The organism is Mesorhizobium sp. M0184 (genome assembly GCF_040322215.1).
GTDB lineage: Bacteria > Pseudomonadota > Alphaproteobacteria > Rhizobiales > Rhizobiaceae > Mesorhizobium.
Genome location: NZ_JAMYSZ010000012.1, coordinates 167,376 through 191,001 on the forward strand (window position 1 = coordinate 167,376; position 23,626 = coordinate 191,001).

The window sequence follows — 23,626 nt, forward strand, 5'->3', positions numbered from 1 at the left end:
CTAGGCGAGTTCAGGTTTCATTCCCACGGCCGTGCGATCGACGATTTCGCGCAAGGCAAAAGACGAATTGATCTTCGTCACATGCGGCATTGCCGACAGCCACTCCTTGTGGATGCGTTCGTAGTCGACGAGATCCTTTGCCGCGATGCGCAGGATGTAGTCATATTCGCCCGACATCAAATGGCAGGATAGGACGTTCGGGCAGCGCTTTATCGCTGCCTCGAAATCCGACAACGTCTTCTCGAATTGCCCGGACAGCGATATATGCACGATCGCCGTCATCTGGTGCCCAAGTGCAGCGTTGGACAGCCGTGCGTGATAGCCGCGGATGGTTCCGGATTTCTCCAGATTGTCCAGCCGCCGCGAACAGGCCGACTGCGACAGGCCAACCTTCTCGGCGAGCGCTGCGTTGGGTATCCGCCCGTCTTTCTGCAGCGTCTCGAGAATGGCGATATCAATCCTGTCGAGCGGCATTTTTGCGGGTTCCTGCGATAATTCTAATGTTTTGCGCAACGATTATCGAACAGTGGCCTCTCTGGCAAGCGCATTCGCAAACACTTACCGAACGATTCGTGGTTCACTATCTCTAGACAGGGAACGAGCCCCAAAGGGCCGGATCAGGAGAAAACAATGCGCGTCGGTTGCCCCCGGGAAATCAAGAACCATGAATACCGCGTCGGCCTGACACCGGGTTCGGTCCGTGAATATGTCGCGCATGGCCATGAAGTGCTGATCGAGACCGGCGCCGGCGCCGGCATCGGCGCCGATGACAACGCGTATCGCGCCGCCGGCGCCACGATTGCCAAAACGGCCGCCGACGTTTTTGCCAAGTCTGACATGATCGTGAAGGTCAAGGAGCCGCAGCCCAACGAATGGGTTCAGCTCCGCGACGGCCAGATCCTCTACACCTATCTGCATCTTGCCCCGGATCCGGAGCAGACCAAGGGCCTGCTGGCCTCCGGCGTGACCGCAATAGCCTACGAGACCGTCACCGACGAGCGCGGCGGTCTGCCGCTGCTAGCACCGATGTCGGAAGTCGCCGGCCGCCTGTCGATCCAGGCGGGCGCAACGGCGCTGCAAAAGGCCAATGGTGGCCGCGGCGTGCTACTTGGCGGCGTGCCCGGCGTGCTCCCCGGCAAGGTCACTGTGCTCGGTGGCGGCGTCGTCGGCCTGCATGCTGCACGGATGGCCGCCGGCCTTGGCGCCGACGTCACCATCATTGACCGCTCGATCCCGCGCCTGCGTCAGCTCGACGACATCTTTGGCGGCCGCGTCCACACCCGCTACTCGACCGTCGAGGCGCTGGAGGAAGAATGTTTTTCGGCTGACATCGTCGTCGGCGCCGTGCTGATCCCGGGGGCAGCAGCGCCCAAGCTGGTGACGCGCGAAATGCTGTCGGGCATGAAGAAAGGCGCCGTGCTGGTCGACGTCGCCATCGACCAGGGCGGCTGCTTCGAGACCTCGCACGCCACCACCCATGCCGAGCCGACCTATGAGGTCGACGGCGTCATCCACTATTGCGTCGCCAACATGCCGGGTGCGGTGCCGGTCACCTCGGCCCACGCGCTCAATAATGCGACGCTGCATTACGGCCTGCAGCTCGCCGACAAGGGCCTCAAGGCGCTGGTAGACGACCACCATCTGCGCAACGGGCTGAACGTCCACAAGGGCAAGATCACGAATCGCGCAGTGGCCGAAGCGCTCGGTTACGACCTGGTCGAGCCGAAGGCCGTTCTCGCCGCCTGAGCTGTCCGAATCTGCCTCTCCAGTGCCCGTTGGATTCGTCCGACGGGTTTTTTCTTATGTCGAAAAACTGAAAAGTGTCGGGCGCGCGGAATAACCGGACAACAAAAAAGCGGAGCCAAAGCCCCGCTTCCTCGGTTGTCGAAAATTCCCGCCGGTTCATCCGCGGTCGGCAAATCGATCGACAGTGTGTTTCTACCGCTTGTATGCGACGGGAGTACGACAGCCCCAAGCCGGTGCAGCCTGTCCGGTTACGCGCGGTCGATCCGGCACTGATAGCAATTGTTGCGCGCCGAGCGGATGTGGACGTAAGCGATGTCGTCGCGTTCGAACAACGTCTCTGCCCGTGCGGCAATGGCGTCGGTCGGAATGACGCCGCCGCTGCCGTAAACGATGCGGTCGTCCTTGCCATAACCGCGCACAATGTAATCGCTGCTTTCGAGCATTTCGGGAAGCATTTTCCCCTCGGCGGCGCGTTCGCATTCTTTCGCATGCAGAAAGATCGGCCCCGTTTCGGCATAAGGCTGCAGCTCCGGAAAAGGCCGATAGGCCAAAACAAGATAGGCTTCTCCCACAGCAATATTTTTCAAGCAATGACGGCAAGGCACGCCGTCGCCATCCGAAATTTGCCGCTCTGGCTTCAAGCCATAAGCATCCGGCCCGCCGCGCTGAAGTGCCCGGACAGCATTGGTTGGCAAGGCTTTGAATTTTAGCGTCATGGCAAAATCTCCGGTGTCGTTGACCGGAAATTATGCTCGCAAGACAGAGCTTCCCACCCGATTCCTGCCGAAATGGATCAATCCATCAGCGCGTCGAGACCACGAACCAGACCTTTGACCTGCTGTACCCGTCTGATGGCGAGCAGCGTGCCCGCCACGTAAGGCGCCGCGGACGAGCCGGCGTCGTGGCGTATGGTCAGCCGCTCGTCTGGCAGACCGAACAGCGCCTCGCAGGACAGGATGTAGGACGGCAGGCGAAGCGCGTGCACTTGCACCCCCTCGCCTGCGCCGACCGCACCACCGCGTGTGGCCGGCACGCCGGAGACCTCGGAGACCGGCTTTGCCGTTGAGGCCTTGCGGATGTCGGCCAGCGCTTCAGCAAGCTCTCGTGCGGTTCCGGAGGGCGCGTCGGGCTTCTTTGCACTAGCATAATCGATGACCTCGACATCCGGCACGTATTTTGCCGCCATAAGTGCAAACCGCTTCATCAGCGTGGCGGTGATGGAAAAGTTGCCAGCGGCAACAACGCCGACGCCATTGGCGCGCGCCGCGGCGTCGATCTCGGCATAGTCGGCAGCTCCCAGTCCCGACGTGCCGATCACCGTGTGCCGTCCGTTGTCGATGGCGAGCAGCACATGGTCTTTCACGACATGCGGCTTGGTGAAGTCGACCAGCACGTCCGACGGCGCCTCCAGCGCCTCGGCCAGCGAGGCCGAAACGGCAATACCATTAGCCGGCATACCAACCAGCAGACCGGAATCCTGCCCCGCGCCGCTGCGTGATACAGCCCCGGCCAGCGCCATGTCGCCTTGCGCCCCGATCGCCGGAACCAGCGCTTTGCCGACCCAGCCGGTCGCGCCGGCCATTACCACGCGTATTGCCATCGTGCGATCCTCCATCACCCATCGGTTTTTAGACGATAGCGATATGGAAAGAGCCAAGCTCATTCAAGTCGGGCTCGCCTTTGAGTGTTGATCCAGAGACTCTGGGACATTGCAAAGACAAGCTGAAGCTCGGATGAACGGGCCTGAAAATCAGGGCCGCATGACGCTGGCCGCGCGCTCGGCAAAAGACATCGGATGTACGACCTCCTTTTTTTGCGCCACTGGCGTAAAGCCGAGTTTTTGATAGAGCGGCAGTGCTGCTGGGTGATCGAGGGTGCAGGTCTGCACCGTCACCCGCTTTGGCCCGTGCGACCAGGCTGCGGCGATTGCCGCACCGAGGAACCAGCGGCCGATGCCTTGCCCGGTCGCGTGCTCCATCATTCCGAAATAAGCGAGTTCCACTTCCTCCGGCAAATGCGGCTTGAGGTCGAAGAAGCCGGCCGGCGCACCATCCAGATAAAGCACCCTGATGTCGCGGTCCTCGCGGTGGATGCCCGCCGCAAGCTCCTCGTCGCTCAGCCTCAAAACATTGACCCAGTGCCATTTGCGGCCGACCCGATCCATCAAATAGCGGTAGAAATGCAGGGGAATGTCTTTGGTCTTGAGCAGCGCGATCTGGCGGTTGTACGGCAGCGGCGGCGAATAGGCAGGCGGCACATGCATTTCGAGAAACGTCACGGTGACATCGATGTCTTCCAGCGATCCGTCTTCCATCACCGTCAGTCCTTGCCCGTCACGACAGGCGTGTCGGAAAGCCCGCCCCATTCGGTCCATGAACCGTCATAAAGCCTGTTGTCGGCATGGCCAAGCGTCTCCAAAGCTAGCGTGACGGCTGCCGCGGTGACGCCCGACCCGCAGGAGGTGACGACCGGCTTCGACAGGTCGATGCCGGCTCCTTCGATCACTTTGCGCAGCCTGTCCTTCGGCAACAATTCGCCGTTTTCCGAAAGCGCCGAAAACGGCACGTTGTGCGCGCCCGGCATATGGCCGGAGCGGATGCCGGGGCGCGGCTCCGGCTCGGTGCCGGCAAAACGGCCAGGCGAGCGCGCGTCGGCGATCTGGCTCTCCCCCGTCTCGACGATCCGGCGCATGTCGGCAAGGCTGGCGACGCGGGCGGCATCGAAGTTGGCATAAAACACGCAAGGCGCGATCTTCGTCGGCTCCGCAGTCACCGGCCGTCCGGCGGCTTTCCAACGATCGAAGCCGCCGTCGAGTATATAGACCTGGAACACGCCCATGACGCGAAACAACCACCAGGCGCGCGGTGCAGAAAAGAACCCTGGCCCGTCATAGACAACAATCGTGTCATCGGCCGAAATACCCATCGCGCCGACATATTGCGCGAAATGCTGCGGCGACGGCAGCGTGTGCGGCAGAGCCGCGTCGGGGTCCGAAACCGCATCCTGGTCGAGGAAGCGGGCGCCTGGAATATGCGCTACGTCGTACTCGGCGCGCGCGTCACGCTTTTGCGCCGGCAGATACCAGGACGCGTCGACAATCGTCAGGCCGGGTTCGCCGAGCCGCTTCTGTAACCAATCGGCATCGATGGTGAAAGGACTGTCGTCGGCCATCTTTTCTCTCCTGTCCCGTCCGTCGCAGTCCTATATCAGGCTGGCGGCATAGGACCAAAGCGAATGCGGAAGCGCCGGTTCTCGCGGCCCTTCTTCTCGATCTTGCCGATATGGATCTCGCCGATTTCGCTGGTGCTCTTTATATGGGTGCCGCCGCAAGGCTGGCTGTCGATCGAAGCGTTCTCGCCGATGCAGACCAATCGGATCCTTCCCGTGCCGGCCGGGGGCCGCACATTCTTGGATTTCACCAAGCCCGGATTGGATGCCAGTTCCTCGTCGGAAATGAGCCGGGTGAAGATCGGGTGGTCGGCTCGCACCAGCTCCATCAGTCTGGCCGTCACGTCTTCCTTGGTAAAGCCGGCGTCCGGGATGTCGAAATCGATACGGCTGTCGTCCTCGGAAACCGCGGCGCCGGTGATCGGGAACGGACAGACGACGGTAAGCAGGTGGCAGGCAGAATGCATGCGCATCAGCAACTGCCGCCGCGGCCAGTCGATGGCGAGCCTCATGCGCTCGCCCACCTTTGGAACTGCCTGCTCCGGCGCCGGCACATGGATGATCTCGTCCTTGGTTTCGCCGGTGATCGTAGCGGCAATCGCTATGCCGGTGCCGTCGGCGCGTTCGAGGCTGCCGGTGTCGCCCGGCTGCCCGCCCGATGTGGCGTAAAACACCGTCCGGTCCAGAATGATGCCGCCGCGATCATTGACTGCGACGACGGTGGCGTCGGCCGTCCCCAGATAGGCGTCGTCACGAAACAGCGCTTCGGTCTTGTGCGCCATCACGCAACCCTTTCGAACGGTACCGAAATCGTGCTCTGTTGCTCCATCCAGCCCGGCACCGGCAGCTTCTTTTCGCGCAGGAATTCAGGATTGAACAGCTTCGACTGGTAGCGCGTGCCGTAGTCGCAAAGCATGGTCACGATGGTGTGGCCGGGGCCTAGCTCGCGCGCCAGGCGAATGGCGCCGGCAATGTTGATGCCCGTCGAACCGCCAACGCAAAGCCCCTCCTCCTGGATCAGGTCGAATACGATCGGCAGCGCGTCCTCGTCGGGGATCTGGAAGGCAAAATCGGGTGTAAAGCCTTGGAGGTTGGCGGTGATCCGCCCCTGCCCGATGCCTTCGGTGATCGAACTGCCCTCGGATTTCAGCTCGCCGCTGGTGTAGAAGGAATAGAGCGCTGCCCCCAGCGGATCGGCCAGCGCGATCTTGACCTGGTTGTTTTTGGCCTTCAGCCCGAAACCGACGCCTGCCAGAGTGCCGCCGGAACCGACCGCCGACACGAAACCATCCACCTTGCCGTCGGTCTGGTTCCAGATTTCTTCGGCCGTGGTGCGGATATGGCCGTCACGGTTGGCGACATTGTCGAACTGGTTGGCCCAGATCGCGCCATTCGGCTCGCTCTTCGCCATCTGCTCGGCCAGCCGGCCCGACAGCTTCACGTAGTTGTTCGGGTTCTTGTAAGGCACGGCGGGCACTTCGATCAGCTCGGCGCCGAGCAGTTTGATTGTATCCTTCTTCTCCTGGCTCTGGGTGTCGGGAATGACGATCACCGTGCGGTAGCCGAGCGCCTTGGCAACCAGTGTCAATCCGATGCCGGTATTTCCGGCCGTCCCCTCGACGATGACGCCGCCGGGCCGCAGCAGCCCGCGCTGCTCCGCATCGCGGATGATAAACAGGCCGGCGCGGTCCTTTACCGACTGCCCGGGATTCATGAATTCGGCCTTGCCCAGGATCTCGCAGCCGGTTGCTTCCGAGGCCTTGTTGAGGCGGATCAGGGGCGTGTTGCCGATCACGTCGATCACAGAACGGGGCATGGAGATTCCTTTGTGGGTGCGGCGAAACCCTAGAAACCCGAAGCTTCGGTTTCAAGGCAAGAATTTGCCTGGTCCAGTCGCATTTCGCACACTGCAATTCCTGCAGCCAGGAGCGCCCTACCGGTATTCATTTCAACCATGTACCGAAAAGCACTCTTTTCATTCGATTTCTTCACCGGTAGAGCACAGGCTAAGAAGAGCCGGCGGGGCGCAACATGACACTCTATCGGGCCAATCCGAAGCATGGCGTCGCCTGGATTACGGGCGGCAGCAGCGGTATCGGCCGTTCGCTGGCCAAGGATCTTGCCGCTCGGGGCTATGTCGTCGCGGTGACTGCGCCAGATGACCATCCGATCGATACTCTCATCGTCGAAACGGCGCAGATGGCGGGCCGTGTCGCAGCCTATCCTTGCGACGTGACCGACGAAAAACGCATGGCGAAGACGGTTGCAGCGATCGAGAAAGATCTCGGTCCGATCGTGTTGGCAGTGTTCAACGCTGGAAGCTATATCGCAACGCCGGGCGAGGATCTTGTGGCGCGCAATTTCCGTCGGTCTTTCGAAGTCAATTATTTTGGCATCATCAATGGCCTGCTGCCAGTCATCGAACGCATGCGCGTGCGCTCGCGCGGCCATGTCGTGCTGATCGGTTCGGTTACCGCCTATTTCGGCTGGCCCACCACCGCCGCCTATGGCGGCACCAAGGCGGCGGTCAATATCCTGGCCGAGTCGCTGAAATACGATTTCGACAAGATGAACGTCCGCATCCAGGTGATTAATCCGGGCTTTGTCGACACGCGGCTGACCGAAAAGAACTTCCTGCCGATGCCGGGCTTGATGCCGGTCAATCTGGCCTCGCGCCGCATCGCGCAAGGCATCGAATACGGCGGCTTCGAAGTCACTTTCCCACGCCGCCTGAGTTGGACGCTGAAGTTGCTCAGGATGCTGCCGAGGCCGTTCTGCCGATGGGTGATCAGCACGGTCACCCGCTGGAATGCGCGGCCACTGAATTTCGACCGCAAGCCGCCAGTCGAGTAGGATCGGTGATGGGCGAGCGATCGTGTTTGCGGGTCGCTGGGGCGCCGCACATGAATTGGTGCCGGTCGACGATACCGGCGACCCGGACAACCACGTCATTGCCGGCGACGCGCTGTCGCCATCGACCACGGCTTTCCTCGCGTAGCGGACCGTCGTGTGGATCGAGGCGGTGGTAAGGTGAACCAAAGGTCCCCAAGCAAGAGGGCGACCGAAGCATCGCTCCGGTCGCCCTCTTCAATCGTGTGTGACCAAGCCAGGCTTGGCCGACCGCAACACGGTCAGATTATGCGGCCCGCGCTGTTGGCCGTTTGCCGCCGAAGCGGCGCTTGTTATTGCCCTTGAAGGGCTTGGCGCCTTCCGGCTTGCGCTCGCCCGCAAAGGCCGGCTTGTCGCCGAACCGCTTCTTGCCGAAGCCGTTGTTTGCGCCGCCGGGCCGCCTGCCGTCGCGACGGCCATTGTGGTCGTTGCGATCATTGGCCGGTTCGAAGCTGCGCTCGTTCTTCTCGGCGGGATTGCGCTGCGGATCGGGGCTGCCGAGATGGTCGGCAGCGATCGGCAGCTTGGTGCGGATGATGCGCTCGACCTGACGCAGCTTGCTGTTTTCAGACGGGTCGCAGAGTGTGATGGCGATGCCGTCCATGCCGTTGCGGCCGGTGCGGCCGATGCGGTGGACATAGCTCTCCGCCTCGTCCGGCAGGTCGAAATTCACCACATGGCTGATGCCGGGCACGTCGATGCCGCGTGCCGCAATGTCGGTCGCCACGAGAATGCGAACCGAACCCTCACGGAAATCGTTGAGTGCCTTCTGACGGGCATTCTGCGACTTGTTGCCGTGGATGACGGCGGCCTTGAAGCCGTCGCGCTCGAGATCCTTGGTCACCCTGTCGGCGCCATGCTTGGTGCGCGAGAAGATGATGACGGACTTCATCGCCTCATCGGCAAGCATGTTGGCCAGCACCTGGCGCTTCTGCTTGGTGCGGGCAAAGACGACACCCTGCACGATCTCGGCTGCCGCGGTGCTGTGAGGAGCGACTTCGACGCGGATCGGGTTCTTCAGCAGGCCTTTCGCCAGTTCGGCGATCTCGGCCGGCATAGTCGCCGAGAACAGCACCGTCTGACGGTCCGGCGCCGTCGCCTTGGCGATGCGCTTGACGTCGTTGATGAAGCCCATGTCGAGCATGCGGTCGCCTTCGTCGAGCACCAGCCATTTGGTGTCGGCAAGCATCAGGTCGCCTTCACGCACAAGGTCGGTCAGCCGACCGGGCGTTGCGATCAGGATGTCGACGCCGGGCGCAACCTTCTTCACCTGGCTGAAGCGCGAGACGCCGCCCAGCACGAGCGCGGTCGATACATGTGCGCCCTTGGCGAGCAGCTTGATCATCTCCTCGATCTGCACCGCGAGTTCACGTGTCGGCGCCAGGATCAGCGCGCGGGCCGTCTTCGGCCGGCGCTTGGTGCCAAGTGCGATGATCTTCGACAGGATCGGCAGCGCGAACGCCGCCGTCTTGCCCGAGCCGGTCTGGGCGATGCCGAAAATGTCGCGGCCTTCGAGCTGCGGCGGGATCGCCTGGGCCTGGATCGGCTTCGGATCGGTAAAGCCGGCGGCATTGGTGGCCTTGAGCAGTGCGCCGGTAATTCCAAGTGCGGCGAAACCGTTCAGTTCCCCAGTGTCCTTACCGATCAAAGTGTTTTCATTGGTCAAAATATTCTTCTTTCATGCGGCTTCTGGCCGCAAACATCGATGGCGGCAGGGCGCAACCTGCCGTCGAAAATTGTCATGAAACGACAAGGCGGGCGGACGTCATCGTCCACACGGCTGCGCTGTCGTGCCCGCAGGCTTCATGCCACGGGGCTTTTTCGCCACCTTGCCGATCTGTCGGGAAGAGGGAAAACAGACGCAACCAGTCTCATTCGTCGAGAAGGCCGGATTATCCCGGCCCAAGCGCCTATACGGCCGCATATGGCCCAGTTCGCTTCGGAATGCAAGGGGGCCTGATGTTGCAGCGCAGCAAAAGCCATGAGGAAGCGGCGCTTGCGCTCTCTCGCGGGCATGATTACCACAATGCAGCTTTCCGTTTCGGGGACCGGTCATGAAGGACGTGCTGAAGGAACTCGAGCGCCGCCGCGAGATCGCCCGCATGGGCGGCGGCCAGGCCCGCATCGACGCCCAGCACAAGAAGGGCAAGCTGACCGCCCGCGAACGCATAGACGTCCTTCTCGACGAGGGCTCGTTCGAGGAGTTCGACATGTATGTCGAGCACCGCTCGACCGATTTCGGCATGGAGAAAACCAAGATCGCCGGCGACGGCGTCGTTACCGGCTGGGGCACCGTCAACGGTCGCCCGGTCTATCTTTTCGCCAAGGATTTCACCGTGTTCGGCGGCTCGCTGTCCGAGGCGCATGCCGAAAAGGTGGTCAAGGTCCAGGAGATGGCGCTGCGCAACCGCGCGCCGATCATCGGCCTTTACGACGCCGGCGGCGCCCGCATCCAGGAAGGCGTGGCGGCGCTCGGCGGCTATGCCGAGATCTTCCAGCGCAATGTACTGGCCTCCGGCGTCATCCCGCAGATCTCACTGATCATGGGCCCCTGCGCCGGCGGCGATGTCTATTCGCCGGCGATGACTGACTTCATCTTCATGGTTCGCGAAACCTCCTACATGTTCGTCACCGGGCCGGATGTGGTGAAGACCGTCACCAACGAGACGGTCACCGCCGAAAGCCTCGGCGGCGCTTCTATCCACACGACGAAGTCCTCGATCGCCGACGGAGCCTACGACAATGACGTCGAGTCGCTGCTGCAGATGCGCCGGCTGGTCGATCTGCTGCCCGCTTCCAACACGGCGGAAATTCCCGAGATCGAATGCTACCAGTCGGTCACCGATCACGATCTGTCGCTCGACAGGCTGATCCCCGACAATGCCAACAAACCCTACGACATCAAAGAGTTGATCCTTAAAGTTGCCGACGAGGGTGACTTCTTCGAGATCCAGCAGAATTTTGCGAAAAACATCGTCACCGGCTTCGGCCGTATCGAGGGCCGCACCGTCGGCTTCGTCGCCAACCAGCCGATGGTGCTGGCCGGCGTGCTCGATTCGGATGCCAGCCGCAAGGCGGCTCGTTTCGTGCGATTCTGCGACTGCTTCTCGATCCCGATCGTCACCTTCGTCGACGTGCCGGGCTTCCTGCCCGGCACCGCGCAGGAATATGGTGGGTTGATCAAGCACGGCGCCAAGCTTCTGTTCGCCTATGCCGAAGCGACCGTGCCAAAGATCACCGTCATCACCAGAAAAGCCTATGGCGGCGCCTATGACGTCATGGCGTCAAAGCATTTGCGCGGTGACATGAACTATGCCTGGCCGACGGCGCAGATCGCGGTGATGGGCGCCAGGGGCGCGGTCGAGATCATCTACCGCAAGGACATCGGCGACGCGGAAAAGATCGCGGCACATACAAAAGCTTACGAGGATCGCTTCCTGTCCCCCTTCGTTGCCGCCGAGCGTGGCTATGTCGACGAGGTGATCATGCCGCATTCGACCCGCCGCCGCATCGCCCGCGCGCTCAGGATGCTGCGCAACAAGGATATGCAAAACCCCTGGAAGAAGCACGACAACATCCCGCTGTGAGGGGTTGATGTCGCGCCTGGTCCTCTATGTAGGAGCGCGTTTCGGCAGGTTTGCCATCCTGCTCTTCGCCCTGCCGCTGTTTTGCCCAATACTCCTGTGGTTCTGGTTCCTCGATTGCTATCCGCTCGCTGTCATCGCGACCGGCGTTGTTGCAATCCCGGCCGCGATGCTGGCCATCGTTCTGTTGATCGGGACATTGTTCGCCGGTTTTCGACCCAGCAAGGTGGACGGGATTACTCGGGAATCAGCCCCGAAATTGTGGGCCGTCTGGGAGAGTATTGCCGGCAAACACCGCGCCAGCCGCACGAGCATCATCCTGAGCGACGATCTCAACGCCAGTATCGGTGAAGAGCGGCCGTTTCTGGGCCTGCTTGGTCGCAGGGCAATTCTCACCGTGGGCCTGCCGCTGCTCGCAGCGACCGACCAAAAGGAGTTTGCGGCGATCTTGGCCCATGAGGACGCCCATCTGAAAAATAAAGATACAAATGGCGGGCTCAACCTGGCCGAACTCGAAAAGAGCTTCGATCTAATCTTCGACTTCGCCCCACCGGGAAAAACCGTTTCGGGCAGCCTGTTCTACTGGATGCTTGGCCCGATGTCGCGCACGCTGGAGCGCGAAGAAATACGGTTGTCGCGGCGGGCGGAAATTGACGCAGATCGTCATGCAGCGATGTCCGGCGATGCACATGAAACGGCGCGCTCCCTGCTACTGATCGGTGCCGCCAGTGCATTCTTCGATGACCAAGTGTATATTCCGCTTAAACGTGAACTGCTTGGCACCATGGTACCGCCTCGTCCACCACTTGAAAGAGTTCTGGCGGCCGCCAGTCACCTGTCGAGGCTTCCCATCCTGCAAGAATATGCGCAAAAGGCCTGGGACGCGCCAGATAACGAAAGCGCGGATCATCCGCCCTGGTCCGAACGTTTGACTGCTCTTGGATTTAGCTCGGCTCCAGAGATAGAACCAGTTCTGGTTTCCGCCTTGTCGAGCCTGCTGAGCGATGAGATCGTCGCCGAACATGTCCGCCATTTCGATGGTGAATGGACATCGAACATCGCCGACGCTCTTGAACGATAGCTGTCCATCTTGAACTACTGTGGCCAATGCCAGAGTCGGCAGCCTATTCCGCTTCCGCCGCGCCGAACCCGGCTCCCATCGTCGCGCGGACGGCGCCCGACCACGGCGTGGCGTGATTGTCGATGCGCATCTGGAAGATAAAATAAGTCGGCGAGCAGAAGCCGATGCCCTTCACTTTGCCGATACCGGGAATGTCGGGCGGCAGCGACTGGCACATGTAATCCTCGCGGCAGAAATGGTCGGCCGAGCAGGCAGGACGATTGCCGCGATTGACGGCGCCGCCCAGGCACTGGTCGAAATTATTGGTCGCCACGCAGGTGTCGAATTTCTTGCCGCCGACCAGCCCGCAGATCTCGTTGGGCATCGGCTTGCCCGTCTTGAAGGCGGCAAAGCTGCGATCCCGGTCGTCGCAGCCGCGATAGGCGATACCCGCCGGCACACCGATCTTCGGCGGTCGGCAGGTGTAGGCGGCGCGCGAAATGCCAGGCGCGAACGCCGCGAACTGACCGGTGATGGTATAGCGGTCATTGAAAGGCTGTGCCGGGTTGCTGGCGATCGAGCCGGTCAGGCACGGATGGCCGGAGAACATCTCTTCGCTGTGCTTGGGCAACAGGCATTGCGCCAGCTTGGTGCGTACGCCGGACGCGGTTGCCAGCTGCGTGCAGACGGTGCCGGCGCCGCATTGCCATGTCGCGCCGAAGCGGGCCGCATCCTGTGGCATCAGGCACGGCATCGCCATTTCGGCCGGCGAATAGGCGATTTCGCCGGCATCGTTCCAGGTCGCCGGCGGCGCGAACGATAACGGGCGAAAGCGGTTCGGTTCCTTGCCGTCGGCAGTCGCGCGCAGCCAGGCGACGCGGCGCGGGATGTCGGCGTGGAGATGCGGCGAGATGCCAACCTCGATGCGGTTGAGCGGCGAGGTCGTCTTGTCGTCAAGGCCGATGAAATGGAAGCCGGCAGTCGAGCCCGCCTGATGGCAGCCCTGGCAGGCGCCGTTGTCCAGCCGCTCGACCAATGCCTCCGGCGTGCGCACCAGCTTCAGCGCGGAGAAATCGACACCAGCGAAATCCGCGGGCTGGAACAGTGGCGTGAACGGGTGGTTGGCCTGCCTTGCACTGCCGAAGGTCGACCACGAAATGACCTTCCTTGCCAAGAATTCATCGGGGATTTGGTAGACACCGAGATCGACCGCCGCGACACTGGTGCGGACATAGTCCGCAAGTCTTGCTTTCAGCGCGACGTCTTCGGCAAGGCGTGCCGCATCGGGCGTGTTTTCCAACGGCTTTTCGCTGGCAGCCGCTCCGTCGATGCCGAAAATTCGCATGAGATAGGCAGCCTGCCCGCCGAATTCGGTCTCCTGGCCGGAGGGGAAGCGCACCACTTGCGCATTGAGCTCGAGCTGCTTGAAGGTGAGCGCCGCCCTGTCCAGCGGCCCACCGATCAGCCAGCCGGCATCGACGTTCTCGTCGAGCTGTGGTGCCCAGCGCCCGGCGACGCCGACACAACCGCCATCGGCATCCGGCGCGGCATTGTAGACGGCACTGAAATTGAACGGCAGGCGCGAGCCCAGAACCTTGCCGTTTTTCTTGAAACTATAGGATAAGCGATAGACGAAGCGCACTTCGCCGCAACTCGTATCGCCTTGCAGCGCGGCGAAGTCGCGCCGGTCGAGCCGGTTGACTACGCCGACGAGGCGGAAGCGCGCGGCATCGGTCCTCAGCCAGCGCATGTCCATGACACGGCCAACATTGCCGTCGGTCACCTCGTAGAGCGGCCGACCGCCGGCCTTCATCTCGGCCCGCAATGCTGCGACGTCGCTTGCAATCGTTTCGACGATCGCGTGATAGGCCGGCGCCTTGTCGTAAAGCGTCTTCAAATCGCCCTTGCCATCGACGCCGAAAATGCCGGCGAACCCGTAACCGTTGCTGTCGAGGGCGACGAGAACGGCCGGGTCGTCGACGATCGTCAGCGGAGTTTCGGCGTTCGCAGCCTGCGCCATGAATACGGCGCTGACGATCGCAACGAGCAGCGTGAACAGGCGGTTCATTCGGCAGCTATCCCGCGACTTTCGATAAGCTCGCGCAGGACCGGCACCAGCGCCAGCGGCAGGTCCTCGGCGATCATCCCCGGTCCGAAACGGCTGCCGGCCTCGGCATGGATCCAGACTGCTGCACAGGCCGCTTCAAAGGCCGGCATGCCCTGCGCCAGCAGCGCGGCGATGATACCCGACAGCACGTCGCCCGAACCGGCGGTGGCCAGCCAAGGCGCGCCATTGCCGTTGATCGCTGCCCGGCCATCGGGGGCCGCAATCACAGTGTCGGCACCCTTGTAGACGAGAGTGGCGTTGGCCCGTTCGGCTGCGGCGCGTGCCTTGGCGAGTTTGGACAGGTCCTGGTCCTCGGCGATATCTGAAAAAAGCCTGGCGAATTCGCTGTCATGCGGCGTCATCACCAGAGCCGGCGCGCTCGGCCGGCTGGCGGCTTCGAACAGGGCATCCGGCGCGTCGCGAAACGAGGTGACGCCGTCGGCGTCGAGCACCAAGCCCTCAATCCCGCCGCCCTGCCCATGGGCGCCATTCAGCACGGCCAGGACGAATTCGCGCGTCTTCTCACCAATGCCAAATCCCGGGCCGAGCACGAAGGCCGATGGCCCACGGCTGCCGACGAATTCGTCCACATCCGCGACAGTGTCTACCTTGCGCAGCATGATCGAGGTCAGATGCGCCGCGTTCACATGGATGGCGTTCGCCGGCGACAGCATGGTGACTGCCCCTGCCCCGCTCCTTGCCGCGGCAAGCGCCGACAGCCGCGCAGCACCCGTCGCCGACGGCCCTCCGGAAAAGACGCCGACATGGCCGCGTTTATACTTATGGGTGTCGACGGCCGGAACCGGAAAGCGGCCAAGCCAGAGCGCCGGAATGTTCTCGAATGTTCGTGGTTCAAGCTGCGCAACAACACTGTCGCTTATGCCGATATCAGCGAGCATGATTTCGCCGCACAGCTCGCGCCCCGGCAACAAAAGATGGCCTGGCTTTTTTCGCGCAAAGGTCACGGTGATTCGGACGCGGAAAGCCTGACCGAGGACATTGCCGCTCTCACCAGAGACGCCCGATGGCAGGTCGACCGCGACGACCGGCAAATTCAACTCCGCCACATTGTCGATCGCCTTGGCGGGGTCGCCGGAAAGCGGCTTGGACAGCCCCGCCCCGTAAAGCGCATCGACCACGATCGAGCCCGTCTCGGCAACGAAATCCGACAGCGGCCGAGCTTCAACCGGACACTCCGAGGCAGCGACTGCTGCATCGCTGCCTCCTTTAGGCGATCCGGACGCCCATACCGAAACGTCGACGGCGCTCTCCCGAAGGATGCGCGCCACGACATAGCCGTCGCCGCCATTGTTGCCGGGGCCGCAAAGCACGTGGACGCGCGTTGCGTTCGGGTAGCGCTTGAGTACTACGGCAGCAACCGCAGCACCGGCATTGCGCATCAGGCCGATGCCGTCGAATGGACCAGCGGCAATCGCCAGCCGGTCGGCCTCAGCCATGTCGGACGGAGACAGAAGCTCATTGCTCATGCGGGCGACATGCACATCATTTCCCCAAGCATTGTCCAGTTTTTGATCCGACGCAAACAACGAAGGTCCCCAAGCAATTTGGCGGCGTACATCGTTCGGGACGACGGCGCGCAGCTGCCCATGAAATACCCGATCTGCCCAATTTTTGTGCGGACGGCAGGACCGGCGGTGTGTAGGCTCGCGGCATTCATGGCGCATCCAACGCTGCGAATGACGCGAATGTACATTCCCGCGTGGCATGGTATCCAAATCATGTGAGGCCGTTCGGCGCCCCATCAATTGGCACAGTTCGTGCTTGATTGAGGCGCAAGCGGGGCTCACAACCCGTCTTTTTTGGCAGTGGAGGCCACTTTTTACATGAAAAAGATCGAAGCGATCATCAAGCCGTTCAAGCTAGACGAAGTGAAGGAAGCGCTTCAGGAGGCCGGCCTGCAAGGTATCACCGTTACCGAGGCCAAAGGGTTTGGCCGCCAGAAGGGCCATACCGAGCTTTATCGCGGCGCCGAATATGTCGTCGACTTCCTGCCGAAGGTGAAAATCGAAGTCGTGCTCGGCGACGATGCGGTCGAAGCCGCGATCGAAGCCATCCGCAAGGCGGCCCAGACCGGCCGCATCGGCGACGGTAAGATCTTCGTCTCCAATATCGAGGAAGTGGTGCGCATTCGCACCGGCGAAACCGGCATGGACGCCGTCTGAATTTTCCCGTTAAAAGGCCATGTTCAAAACGTCATCACATAGGGAAGCAGGGACATGACGACAGCCAAAGACATCATGAAGCAGATCAAGGACAACGACGTTAAGTTCGTCGATCTGCGCTTCACCGATCCGAAGGGCAAACTGCAGCACGTTACGATGGATGTCGTCGAGGTCGAGGAAGACATGTTTGCCGATGGCGTCATGTTCGATGGTTCCTCGATCGCTGGCTGGAAGGCGATCAACGAGTCCGACATGGTGCTGATGCCGGATTCCGATACGGTGCATATGGACCCGTTCTTCGCGCAGTCGACCATGGTCATCCTGTGCGACATTCTCGATCCGATCTCGGGGGAATCCTACAACCGCGATCCGCGCGGCACCGCCAAGAAAGCCGAGGCCTACATGAAGGCCGAAGGCATCGGCGACCAGATCTTCGTCGGCCCGGAAGCCGAGTTCTTCGTCTTCGACGACGTCAAGTACAAGGCCGATCCCTACAACACCGGCTTCAGGCTGGATTCGACCGAACTGCCGTCCAATGACGACACCGACTACGAGACCGGCAACCTCGGTCATCGGCCGCGCATCAAGGGCGGCTATTTCCCGGTGCCGCCGGTCGATTCGGCGCAGGACATGCGCTCGGAAATGCTCACCGTGCTCGCCGAGATGGGCGTGCGCGTTGAAAAGCACCATCACGAAGTGGCCGCCGCCCAGCACGAGCTCGGCATCAAGTTCGACACGCTGGTCCGCAACGCCGACAAGATGCTGATCTATAAATATGTCGTGCACCAGGTCGCCAACGCCTACGGCAAGACGGCCACTTTCATGCCGAAGCCGGTGTTCGGCGACAATGGCTCGGGCATGCATGTCCACCAGTCGATTTGGAAAGAAGGCAAGCCGACCTTCGCCGGCAACGAATATGCCGGCCTGTCCGAGAGCTGCCTGTTCTACATCGGTGGTATCATCAAGCATGCCAAGGCGATCAACGCCTTTACCAACCCGCTGACCAACTCCTACAAGCGCCTGGTGCCGGGCTATGAAGCGCCGGTGCTGCTCGCCTATTCGGCACGCAACCGCTCGGCCTCCTGCCGCATTCCGTTCGGCTCATCGCCGAAATCCAAGCGCGTCGAGGTCCGCTTTCCCGATCCGGGCGCGAACCCCTATCTCGCCTTCGCCGCCATGCTGATGGCCGGCCTCGACGGCATCAAGAACAAGATCCACCCGGGACAGCCGATGGACAAGGATCTCTACGATCTGCCGCCGAAGGAATTGAAGAAAATCCCGACCGTCTGCGGCTCGCTGCGCGAAGCCCTGCAGAGCCTCGACAAGGACCGCGGCTTCCTGAAGGCCGGCGGCGTCTTCGACGACGACCAGATCGACAGCTACATCGAGCTCAAGATGGCCGAGGTGATGCGCTTCGAAATGACCCCGCATCCGGTCGAATACGATATGTATTATTCCGTGTGATCCGGATTGTTGCAGCCAATAGAAAAAACCCCGGCAGAGACGCCGGGGTTTTTTATTGTGATGCGATTGGAGAGAAAGTCACAGCGCAGACCTGAGGTCCACGCCGTGACGAATGCTCAAGCCGCGGCCGAAACCTCGGCGCTGGTCGGGACGGAGGCGATCGTCTTCAATATCTGCGAGGCGATCTGGTAGGGGTCGCCCTGCGAGTTCGGCCGGCGATCCTCGAGATAGCCCTTGTAGCCGTTGTTGATGAAGGAGTGCGGCACGCGGATCGAGGCGCCGCGATCGGCGATGCCGTAGCTGAACCTGTTCCAGGGCGCGGTCTCGTGCTTGCCGGTCAAACGCTTGTCGTTGTCCGGCCCATAGACGGCGATGTGATCCATCAGGTTTTTGTCGAAGGCTGCCATCAGCGCCTCGAAATAGCCCTTGCCGCCGACTTCGCGCATATAGGCGGTCGAGAAGTTGGCATGCATGCCGGAGCCGTTCCAATCGGTGTCGCCGAGCGGCTTGCAGTGATATTCGATGTCGATGCCGTACTTCTCGGTCAGGCGCTGCAACAAATAGCGCGCCATCCACATCTGGTCGGCGGCCTTCTTGGAGCCCTTGCCGAAGATCTGGAATTCCCACTGGCCTTTGGCCACCTCGGCGTTGATGCCTTCATGGTTGATGCCGGCGGCAAGGCAAAGGTCAAGATGCTCCTCGACGATCTGCCTAGCGACGGAGCCGACATTGCTGTAGCCGACGCCGGTGTAGTACGGGCCTTGCGGCGCCGGATAGCCACTCTCGGGGAAGCCGAGCGGACGGCCGTCCTTGTAGAAGAAATATTCCTGCTCGAAGCCGAACCAGGCGCCCTCGTCGTCGAGAATGGTGGCGCGCTTGTTGGACGCATGCGGCGTCACGCCGTCCGGCATCATGACCTCGCACATGACGAGCGCGCCATTGGTGCGGGCGGGATCCGGATAAACGGCGACCGGCTTCAAAACGCAGTCGGAGCTGTGGCCCTCTGCCTGCATGGTCGAAGAACCGTCGAAGCCCCACAGCGGAAGCTGGTCGAGCGTCGGAAACTCGGCGTAGTCCTTGACCTGCGTCTTTCCGCGAAGATTGGGAACCGGGGTGTATCCATCGAGCCAAATGTACTCGAGCTTGTATTTCGTCATTCTAGCCTCTCGTTGCTTGATCACCGAACCCTGGATGGCGCCGGGGCGAGCCGGCCTATCCAGCAGCCGACCTGCCGGATTACTAAAACGCAATTCGTGTGCCATTCTCGCCGGCGATGGATGCGGCAAAAGTGAGGTTGTATCCGCCCAAAATCGCTGGTCCGCCGTCATGCTGCGTTCGGATCATCCACAAGCACATTGTGCACAAATAATGTGCAAGTACTGATCTTTTCGTAATCATGTTGCCTATTTTGGTTGCTGAACCTATGTTGGGGAAAGGTTGAATCGGCAAGGTTCTGTCGAAGAAAGGAAACCGACAATGGAAATCACTTCCACTCGTCAGTCGGCCAAAATCCTGATGTTCCCGGTGGCAGCGCGCGCTTCTGCCTCGAATTTAAGCGGAAAGGCTAAGTTCGCGGCAGAACTTGCTTCTTTACGCAACCGAACGGATTTCGGAAGTGCCTGGTATCATGAGGCAGCCATCGAGGAAGCGAAACAGGATCGGAAGAGCTAAGCCCTGCACTCGATAAATTGAAAAAGCCCGGCGCGATCGCTCGCGCCGGGCTTTGCTTTGAACCGGACAGGCCGGCTACTGTTTGGTGTGCAGGTCCGTTCCGAGCGTATCCCTGACAAAGATCATGCCGATGATCAGCGACATCGCCGCGATCACCACTGGGTACCAGAGTCCGTAGTAGATATCGCCCTTGTAGGCGCTGAGCGCGAACACCGTCGCCGGCAGCAGCCCGCCGAACCAGCCGTTGCCGATATGGTAGGGCAGCGACATGCCGGTGTAGCGGATGCGGGTCGGGAACATCTCGACCAGGATCGCGGCAATCGGCCCGTAGACCATCGTGACGAAGATCACGAGGATGAGCAGGATGCCGATCGTCATCGGCCAGTTGACCGCCGCCGGGTCGGCGAACATGGCAAAGGGACCGCCGCCTGGTACGGTGTAGACGGTGACCTCGGGAGCTCCCGCAGCCTCATCGGCAGTCAGCAGCTTGTCCTTGATCGCCTGGTCGGCCGGAACCATGGCCTTCTCGCCGGCGCGGATCGCGGCCGCATCGAGCTTCAGTTCGGGATTGGCCGCGATGAAGGCTTCGAGCTTCTGATCCGGCACCTTCGCCGCTGCCCGTTTCAGCGGATAGCCGCCGTCCTGAAGCGCCGTGTTTACCGCCTTGGCGAAAACAGCGTCCTTGGCCTTGGCTTGATCGCCGGCTGCGGTGGCGTCATACGACTCAACCGTCTCGTTGCCGATTTTGACCGACGCAGCAGTGCCGGGCGCTGCCGTGGCCACTACGTCATAAGGCACCGAGTTCTTGGTCAGAAACGAGGTGGCGATATCGCAGGACGTGGTGAACTTCGCCGTGCCCACCGGGTTGAACTGGAACTTGCAGTCTCCCGGTGCCGCGGTCACCGTCGCACGGGTGTTCTGCTGCGCGGTGGCGAGCGCCGGGTTGGCTGCCCAGGTCAGCGCCTTGAACAACGGGAAGGTGCAGACGATCGCCAGTGCAAGGCCGGCCATGATAATCGGCTTGCGGCCGATCTTGTCGGAGAGCCAGCCGAACACGACGAAGAAGATCGAGCCAACAGCCAGAGCAATCGCGATCATGATGTTGACCGATTGCGGATCGACCTTGAGCACGTTCTGCAAGAAGAACAGCGCGTAGAACTGGCCATTGTACCAAACTACGGCCTGACCGGCTGTGAGGCCGAGCAGCGCCAGCAGCGCGATCTTGGCGTTCTTCCACTGACCGAAGGCTTCTGACAGCGGCGCCTTGGAGCCTTTGCCTTCGTCCTTCATGCGCTGGAAGGTCGGCGATTCAGAAAGCGACAGCCGGATCCAGATCGAAATGGCGAGGAGGAGGAAGGAAACGATGAACGGAATGCGCCAGCCCCAGGCGGCGTAGGTTTCCTTGGTCATCGACCCCTGGACGATCAGGATGACGATCAGCGACAGGAACAGGCCGAGCGTTGCCGTCGTCTGTATCCACGACGTGTAGTAGCCGCGGCGATCGTCGGGTGCATGCTCGGCGACATAGGTCGCGGCACCGCCATACTCACCGCCGAGCGCCAGGCCCTGCAACATGCGCAAGATGATCAGGATCACGGGAGCGGCGATGCCCAAAGTCGCATAGCCAGGCAGCAAGCCGACCAGGAAGGTCGACAGGCCCATGATCGTCATGGTGACAAGGAAAGTGTATTTACGGCCGACAAGGTCGCCGATGCGGCCGAACAGCAATGCGCCGAACGGGCGCACGAGGAAGCCAGCGGCAAACGCCAGCAGCGCGAAAATATTGCGCGTCGCTTCTGGAATGGTTGGACTGAAAAAAGTCGAACCAATGAACACTGCCAGCGAGCCGTAGAGATAAAAATCGTACCATTCGAAAACGGTGCCGAGCGAGGAAGCGAAGATGACCTTCTTCTCCTCGCGCGTCATGCCGCGGCTTGTTTTGCCGGCGGTCGATGCCATTGCCATGAGCGTATCCTCCCGTGTGATTCCGTCAGTCCTCGATGCTGCACTTCGTCCGCGTTTCCTCGCAACGCAGACTCAGTGCAGCCATCGGTGCAAAAAATGACAGAAAGCAGTGCCCAGAGGCAGACCGCCTTTGGGATTATGACTTTGGTCTAATGTGCAGTGCGAAATAGAAACGACGGTGCGGTCAGCCTTTGAGAGCTTCGAGCAGGCTGACTGCCGCCATCATGTCGCGCTTGCGGGCCGCGCGGTGCGCGACGGCCTCGGCATCATGGCCCCATTGCTCGGCCTGCCAGTCCTCGTCGACATGACCGGCAGCCCAGGCCGCCTCGCCGTCGAGCTCGCCGAAGTCGACGGCCAGCGCCAGCAGCGCCGATCCGGTCAGCGACGTCATGACGTGGATGGCGGCAAGGCGCAGCGGATCGGCACGTTGGGCAAGATGCTGGCCAAGCAGCGCGATACTCTCGCGCGGCTGCTCGACATGGATCACGCCTTCGGCAAGATGGAACCGGGCGCCGAGCGCGCTGCGCGCCCAGTCGATGACCGGATCCCAATGCTGGTTCTGCCGGTCGACGAGTCCTTGGGGCGCATCGGCGCGGTAGCAGAGCAGATCGGACGAGGCAAAGCGCAGGATGTCCTCCATCACCGCCTGGGGATCACTGGCGACGCCATCGATTGCCGTATTGACCAGACGCATCACCGGCATCGTCACCGGGTTGACGGTCTCCTCTTGTGCGGCGAATTCCTCGGCGACGAGAGCAGCCGCCTTTTCGGTCGGCAGCGCCAGCAGCGCCTTGGCCGGCGTGCGGACGGGTTTGCCATCGAGATGGACGGCAAAACCATCTTCGACCGGCGCGACCGCGACGGTCTTGTAGAAGCGCTTTGGCAGGTGCGTCTTCATCTGGATCTGGGCACGGCGTACCGGGTCCGGATCAGAGAGCTGCTTTCCAGCTTCGAGGTCGTTCAATATATCGCGCATGCTCATCCGGGACTTTGTTTTCTGGCCGGCCGGTTGACGATGATAAGACCGGCGGCGATCAGGGCGAGTGCCAGGAAGATACGAACGGTCAGCGGCTCGTTCAAGAACACGGCGCCGCACAGCACACCAAACACCGGCGACAGGAAGGTGAAGCTCGACAGTCCAGATGCAGGGTAGCGCCGCAGCAGCCAGAACCACAGCACATAGGTGAACGCGACAACGTAGACGGCCTGGAACAGCAGAGCCAAGGTTGGCAAGACGGTAAAGTTGCGGACGGGCGGCCCGGCAAAAGGTATCACCAAAATGCCGACGACGGCGGCCCCGGCCAGCTGATAGAGCAGCAGCTTTTCGGCGCTGGCCGTCACCAGCTTCGACCGCTTGATGACGATATTGGTCACGGCCCACAGAATGCCGGCACCGAGACTGAGCAAATCGCCGCTCAGCGTCGCGCCGCCACTGGCGCTCAGTTTATCGGAAAACACCGCGATCAGTCCGGCGAAAGCGAGCAGAAGACCAACGAGCTTGCGTGCCGTGACGCTTTCGCCCAGCAGGAAATGACCGCCGACCAGCATCCAGAACGGCATGGTGTTGACCAGCAAGGTGTTGCGCACGACAGTGGTGTGCTCGAGCCCGACATAGAGAAACAGGAACTCGAAACCGAAAAGCGCACCCGCCAGAATGCCAGCGACGAGGGTTTTGTCGGGCGTGAACAGCGCAATGCCGCGCCAGCGGCACCAGCCGAAAACACACAGGCCGCCGATCGCCGAGCGGGCGATGGACAGGAAAACAGGGTCGTAGCCGGCATACGAGATC

At 61.6% G+C, this 23,626-nt stretch carries 21 protein-coding genes and 1 pseudogene; 8 read left to right on the top strand and 14 right to left on the bottom strand.

Annotated features, from left to right (window positions below; all coding sequences use genetic code 11):
- Complete coding sequence (locus NKJ23_RS17250) at window positions 1-474, bottom strand: Lrp/AsnC family transcriptional regulator (RefSeq protein WP_023675099.1); 474 nt, start codon at window positions 472-474, stop codon at window positions 1-3.
- A gap of 156 nt (window positions 475-630) precedes the next feature.
- Between NKJ23_RS17250 and ald the strand changes: the two genes are divergently transcribed.
- The gene (gene ald / locus NKJ23_RS17255; RefSeq protein WP_023675100.1) at window positions 631-1,746 is read left to right on the top strand and encodes an alanine dehydrogenase; all 1,116 of its coding nucleotides are present in this window, start codon (window positions 631-633) and stop codon (window positions 1,744-1,746) included.
- Between the two features lie 248 nt (window positions 1,747-1,994).
- On the opposite strand, the gene NKJ23_RS17260 is transcribed toward ald, so the two are convergent.
- The 6 genes from NKJ23_RS17260 to NKJ23_RS17285 all read right to left on the bottom strand — a co-directional run bounded on the left by NKJ23_RS17260 (window position 1,995) and on the right by NKJ23_RS17285 (window position 6,730).
- Window positions 1,995-2,462, bottom strand: coding sequence for a DUF1203 domain-containing protein (locus NKJ23_RS17260; RefSeq protein WP_352457506.1), 468 nt, complete (start codon window positions 2,460-2,462; stop codon window positions 1,995-1,997).
- Window positions 2,463-2,539: 77 nt separating this feature from the next.
- A complete protein-coding gene (dapB, locus tag NKJ23_RS17265) occupies window positions 2,540-3,346 on the bottom strand; it encodes a 4-hydroxy-tetrahydrodipicolinate reductase (RefSeq protein WP_352568589.1) in 807 nt (268 codons plus the stop codon).
- Between the two features lie 150 nt (window positions 3,347-3,496).
- Window positions 3,497-4,060 (bottom strand): GNAT family N-acetyltransferase, encoded by a 564-nt coding sequence (locus NKJ23_RS17270; RefSeq protein ID WP_352448953.1) that lies wholly within the window; start codon window positions 4,058-4,060, stop codon window positions 3,497-3,499.
- 5 nt (window positions 4,061-4,065) lie between these two features.
- Window positions 4,066-4,917: a 3-mercaptopyruvate sulfurtransferase gene (sseA, locus tag NKJ23_RS17275; protein ID WP_023675104.1), complete on the bottom strand. Its 852-nt coding sequence runs from the start codon at window positions 4,915-4,917 to the stop codon at window positions 4,066-4,068.
- 35 nt (window positions 4,918-4,952) lie between these two features.
- Window positions 4,953-5,696 (bottom strand): alanyl-tRNA editing protein, encoded by a 744-nt coding sequence (locus NKJ23_RS17280; RefSeq protein WP_352681314.1) that lies wholly within the window; start codon window positions 5,694-5,696, stop codon window positions 4,953-4,955.
- A complete protein-coding gene (locus NKJ23_RS17285; RefSeq protein ID WP_023675106.1) occupies window positions 5,696-6,730 on the bottom strand; it encodes a cysteine synthase A in 1,035 nt (344 codons plus the stop codon). Before NKJ23_RS17285 ends, NKJ23_RS17280 begins: the two co-directional genes overlap by 1 nt.
- 215 nt (window positions 6,731-6,945) lie before the next feature.
- Between NKJ23_RS17285 and NKJ23_RS17290 the strand changes: the two genes are divergently transcribed.
- A complete protein-coding gene (locus tag NKJ23_RS17290; protein WP_352457508.1) occupies window positions 6,946-7,767 on the top strand; it encodes an SDR family oxidoreductase in 822 nt (273 codons plus the stop codon).
- Window positions 7,768-7,795: 28 nt separating this feature from the next.
- Window positions 7,796-7,912 (top strand): annotated as a pseudogene (locus NKJ23_RS17295) (alpha/beta hydrolase); the annotation flags it as partial.
- A 138-nt stretch (window positions 7,913-8,050) separates the two neighbouring features.
- Here NKJ23_RS17295 and NKJ23_RS17300 read toward each other — a convergent pair.
- The gene (locus NKJ23_RS17300; RefSeq protein ID WP_352681316.1) at window positions 8,051-9,469 is read right to left on the bottom strand and encodes a DEAD/DEAH box helicase; all 1,419 of its coding nucleotides are present in this window, start codon (window positions 9,467-9,469) and stop codon (window positions 8,051-8,053) included.
- Window positions 9,470-9,857: 388 nt separating this feature from the next.
- On the opposite strand from NKJ23_RS17300, the gene NKJ23_RS17305 reads away from it, so the two are divergent.
- Entirely contained in the window at window positions 9,858-11,390 is a 1,533-nt protein-coding gene (locus NKJ23_RS17305) for an acyl-CoA carboxylase subunit beta (protein WP_352681317.1), read from the top strand.
- 7 nt (window positions 11,391-11,397) lie between these two features.
- The gene (locus NKJ23_RS17310; RefSeq protein WP_352681319.1) at window positions 11,398-12,468 is read left to right on the top strand and encodes a M48 family metallopeptidase; all 1,071 of its coding nucleotides are present in this window, start codon (window positions 11,398-11,400) and stop codon (window positions 12,466-12,468) included.
- Between the two features lie 43 nt (window positions 12,469-12,511).
- Here the strand turns inward: NKJ23_RS17310 and NKJ23_RS17315 are convergent, their stop codons facing one another.
- Both NKJ23_RS17315 and NKJ23_RS17320 read right to left on the bottom strand, forming a co-directional pair.
- On the bottom strand, window positions 12,512-14,515 hold the full coding sequence (locus NKJ23_RS17315; RefSeq protein ID WP_352681320.1) for a hypothetical protein: 2,004 nt from the start codon (window positions 14,513-14,515) through the stop codon (window positions 12,512-12,514).
- Window positions 14,512-16,041, bottom strand: a complete 1,530-nt coding sequence (locus NKJ23_RS17320) for an NAD(P)H-hydrate dehydratase (protein WP_352681322.1) — start codon at window positions 16,039-16,041, stop codon at window positions 14,512-14,514. The genes NKJ23_RS17315 and NKJ23_RS17320 overlap by 4 nt, the downstream gene beginning before the upstream one ends.
- 357 nt (window positions 16,042-16,398) lie before the next feature.
- Between NKJ23_RS17320 and NKJ23_RS17325 the strand changes: the two genes are divergently transcribed.
- Both NKJ23_RS17325 and glnA read left to right on the top strand, forming a co-directional pair.
- A complete protein-coding gene (locus tag NKJ23_RS17325) occupies window positions 16,399-16,737 on the top strand; it encodes a P-II family nitrogen regulator (protein ID WP_019857988.1) in 339 nt (112 codons plus the stop codon).
- Window positions 16,738-16,791: 54 nt separating this feature from the next.
- Window positions 16,792-18,201, top strand: coding sequence for a type I glutamate--ammonia ligase (gene glnA / locus NKJ23_RS17330; protein WP_352457514.1), 1,410 nt, complete (start codon window positions 16,792-16,794; stop codon window positions 18,199-18,201).
- Window positions 18,202-18,317: 116 nt separating this feature from the next.
- Here the strand turns inward: glnA and NKJ23_RS17335 are convergent, their stop codons facing one another.
- Window positions 18,318-19,358: a glutamine synthetase beta-grasp domain-containing protein gene (locus tag NKJ23_RS17335; protein WP_254817165.1), complete on the bottom strand. Its 1,041-nt coding sequence runs from the start codon at window positions 19,356-19,358 to the stop codon at window positions 18,318-18,320.
- Between the two features lie 319 nt (window positions 19,359-19,677).
- Here NKJ23_RS17335 and NKJ23_RS17340 point away from each other — a divergent pair, with 319 nt between their 5' ends.
- Entirely contained in the window at window positions 19,678-19,872 is a 195-nt protein-coding gene (locus NKJ23_RS17340) for a DUF2735 domain-containing protein (RefSeq protein ID WP_292660390.1), read from the top strand.
- 75 nt (window positions 19,873-19,947) lie between these two features.
- Here NKJ23_RS17340 and NKJ23_RS17345 read toward each other — a convergent pair whose 3' ends face one another.
- The 3 genes from NKJ23_RS17345 to NKJ23_RS17355 all read right to left on the bottom strand — a co-directional run.
- Window positions 19,948-21,837: an MFS transporter gene (locus NKJ23_RS17345; protein WP_352681324.1), complete on the bottom strand. Its 1,890-nt coding sequence runs from the start codon at window positions 21,835-21,837 to the stop codon at window positions 19,948-19,950.
- A 184-nt stretch (window positions 21,838-22,021) separates the two neighbouring features.
- Window positions 22,022-22,813, bottom strand: coding sequence for an ATP12 family chaperone protein (locus NKJ23_RS17350; protein ID WP_352681342.1), 792 nt, complete (start codon window positions 22,811-22,813; stop codon window positions 22,022-22,024).
- A 2-nt stretch (window positions 22,814-22,815) separates the two neighbouring features.
- Window positions 22,816-23,626 (bottom strand): DMT family transporter (locus tag NKJ23_RS17355; protein WP_352681326.1); only part of this gene is annotated, 811 nt, incomplete at its 5' end.

Excerpts from the sequence above, each read along its gene's own strand:
- NKJ23_RS17250 (WP_023675099.1), bottom strand. The coding sequence starts at position 474 with ATGCCGCTCGACAGGATTGATATCGCCATTCTCGAGACGCTGCAGAAA.
- ald (WP_023675100.1), top strand. The coding sequence starts at position 631 with ATGCGCGTCGGTTGCCCCCGGGAAATCAAGAACCATGAATACCGCGTC.
- NKJ23_RS17260 (WP_352457506.1), bottom strand. The coding sequence starts at position 2,462 with ATGACGCTAAAATTCAAAGCCTTGCCAACCAATGCTGTCCGGGCACTT.
- dapB (WP_352568589.1), bottom strand. The coding sequence starts at position 3,346 with ATGGCAATACGCGTGGTAATGGCCGGCGCGACCGGCTGGGTCGGCAAA.
- NKJ23_RS17270 (WP_352448953.1), bottom strand. The coding sequence starts at position 4,060 with ATGGAAGACGGATCGCTGGAAGACATCGATGTCACCGTGACGTTTCTC.
- sseA (WP_023675104.1), bottom strand. The coding sequence starts at position 4,917 with ATGGCCGACGACAGTCCTTTCACCATCGATGCCGATTGGTTACAGAAG.
- NKJ23_RS17280 (WP_352681314.1), bottom strand. The coding sequence starts at position 5,696 with ATGGCGCACAAGACCGAAGCGCTGTTTCGTGACGACGCCTATCTGGGG.
- NKJ23_RS17285 (WP_023675106.1), bottom strand. The coding sequence starts at position 6,730 with ATGCCCCGTTCTGTGATCGACGTGATCGGCAACACGCCCCTGATCCGC.
- NKJ23_RS17290 (WP_352457508.1), top strand. The coding sequence starts at position 6,946 with ATGACACTCTATCGGGCCAATCCGAAGCATGGCGTCGCCTGGATTACG.
- NKJ23_RS17305 (WP_352681317.1), top strand. The coding sequence starts at position 9,858 with ATGAAGGACGTGCTGAAGGAACTCGAGCGCCGCCGCGAGATCGCCCGC.
- NKJ23_RS17310 (WP_352681319.1), top strand. The coding sequence starts at position 11,398 with ATGTCGCGCCTGGTCCTCTATGTAGGAGCGCGTTTCGGCAGGTTTGCC.
- NKJ23_RS17315 (WP_352681320.1), bottom strand. The coding sequence starts at position 14,515 with ATGAACCGCCTGTTCACGCTGCTCGTTGCGATCGTCAGCGCCGTATTC.
- NKJ23_RS17320 (WP_352681322.1), bottom strand. The coding sequence starts at position 16,041 with ATGAGCAATGAGCTTCTGTCTCCGTCCGACATGGCTGAGGCCGACCGG.
- NKJ23_RS17325 (WP_019857988.1), top strand. The coding sequence starts at position 16,399 with ATGAAAAAGATCGAAGCGATCATCAAGCCGTTCAAGCTAGACGAAGTG.
- glnA (WP_352457514.1), top strand. The coding sequence starts at position 16,792 with ATGACGACAGCCAAAGACATCATGAAGCAGATCAAGGACAACGACGTT.
- NKJ23_RS17335 (WP_254817165.1), bottom strand. The coding sequence starts at position 19,358 with ATGACGAAATACAAGCTCGAGTACATTTGGCTCGATGGATACACCCCG.
- NKJ23_RS17340 (WP_292660390.1), top strand. The coding sequence starts at position 19,678 with ATGGAAATCACTTCCACTCGTCAGTCGGCCAAAATCCTGATGTTCCCG.
- NKJ23_RS17345 (WP_352681324.1), bottom strand. The coding sequence starts at position 21,837 with ATGGCAATGGCATCGACCGCCGGCAAAACAAGCCGCGGCATGACGCGC.
- NKJ23_RS17350 (WP_352681342.1), bottom strand. The coding sequence starts at position 22,813 with ATGCGCGATATATTGAACGACCTCGAAGCTGGAAAGCAGCTCTCTGAT.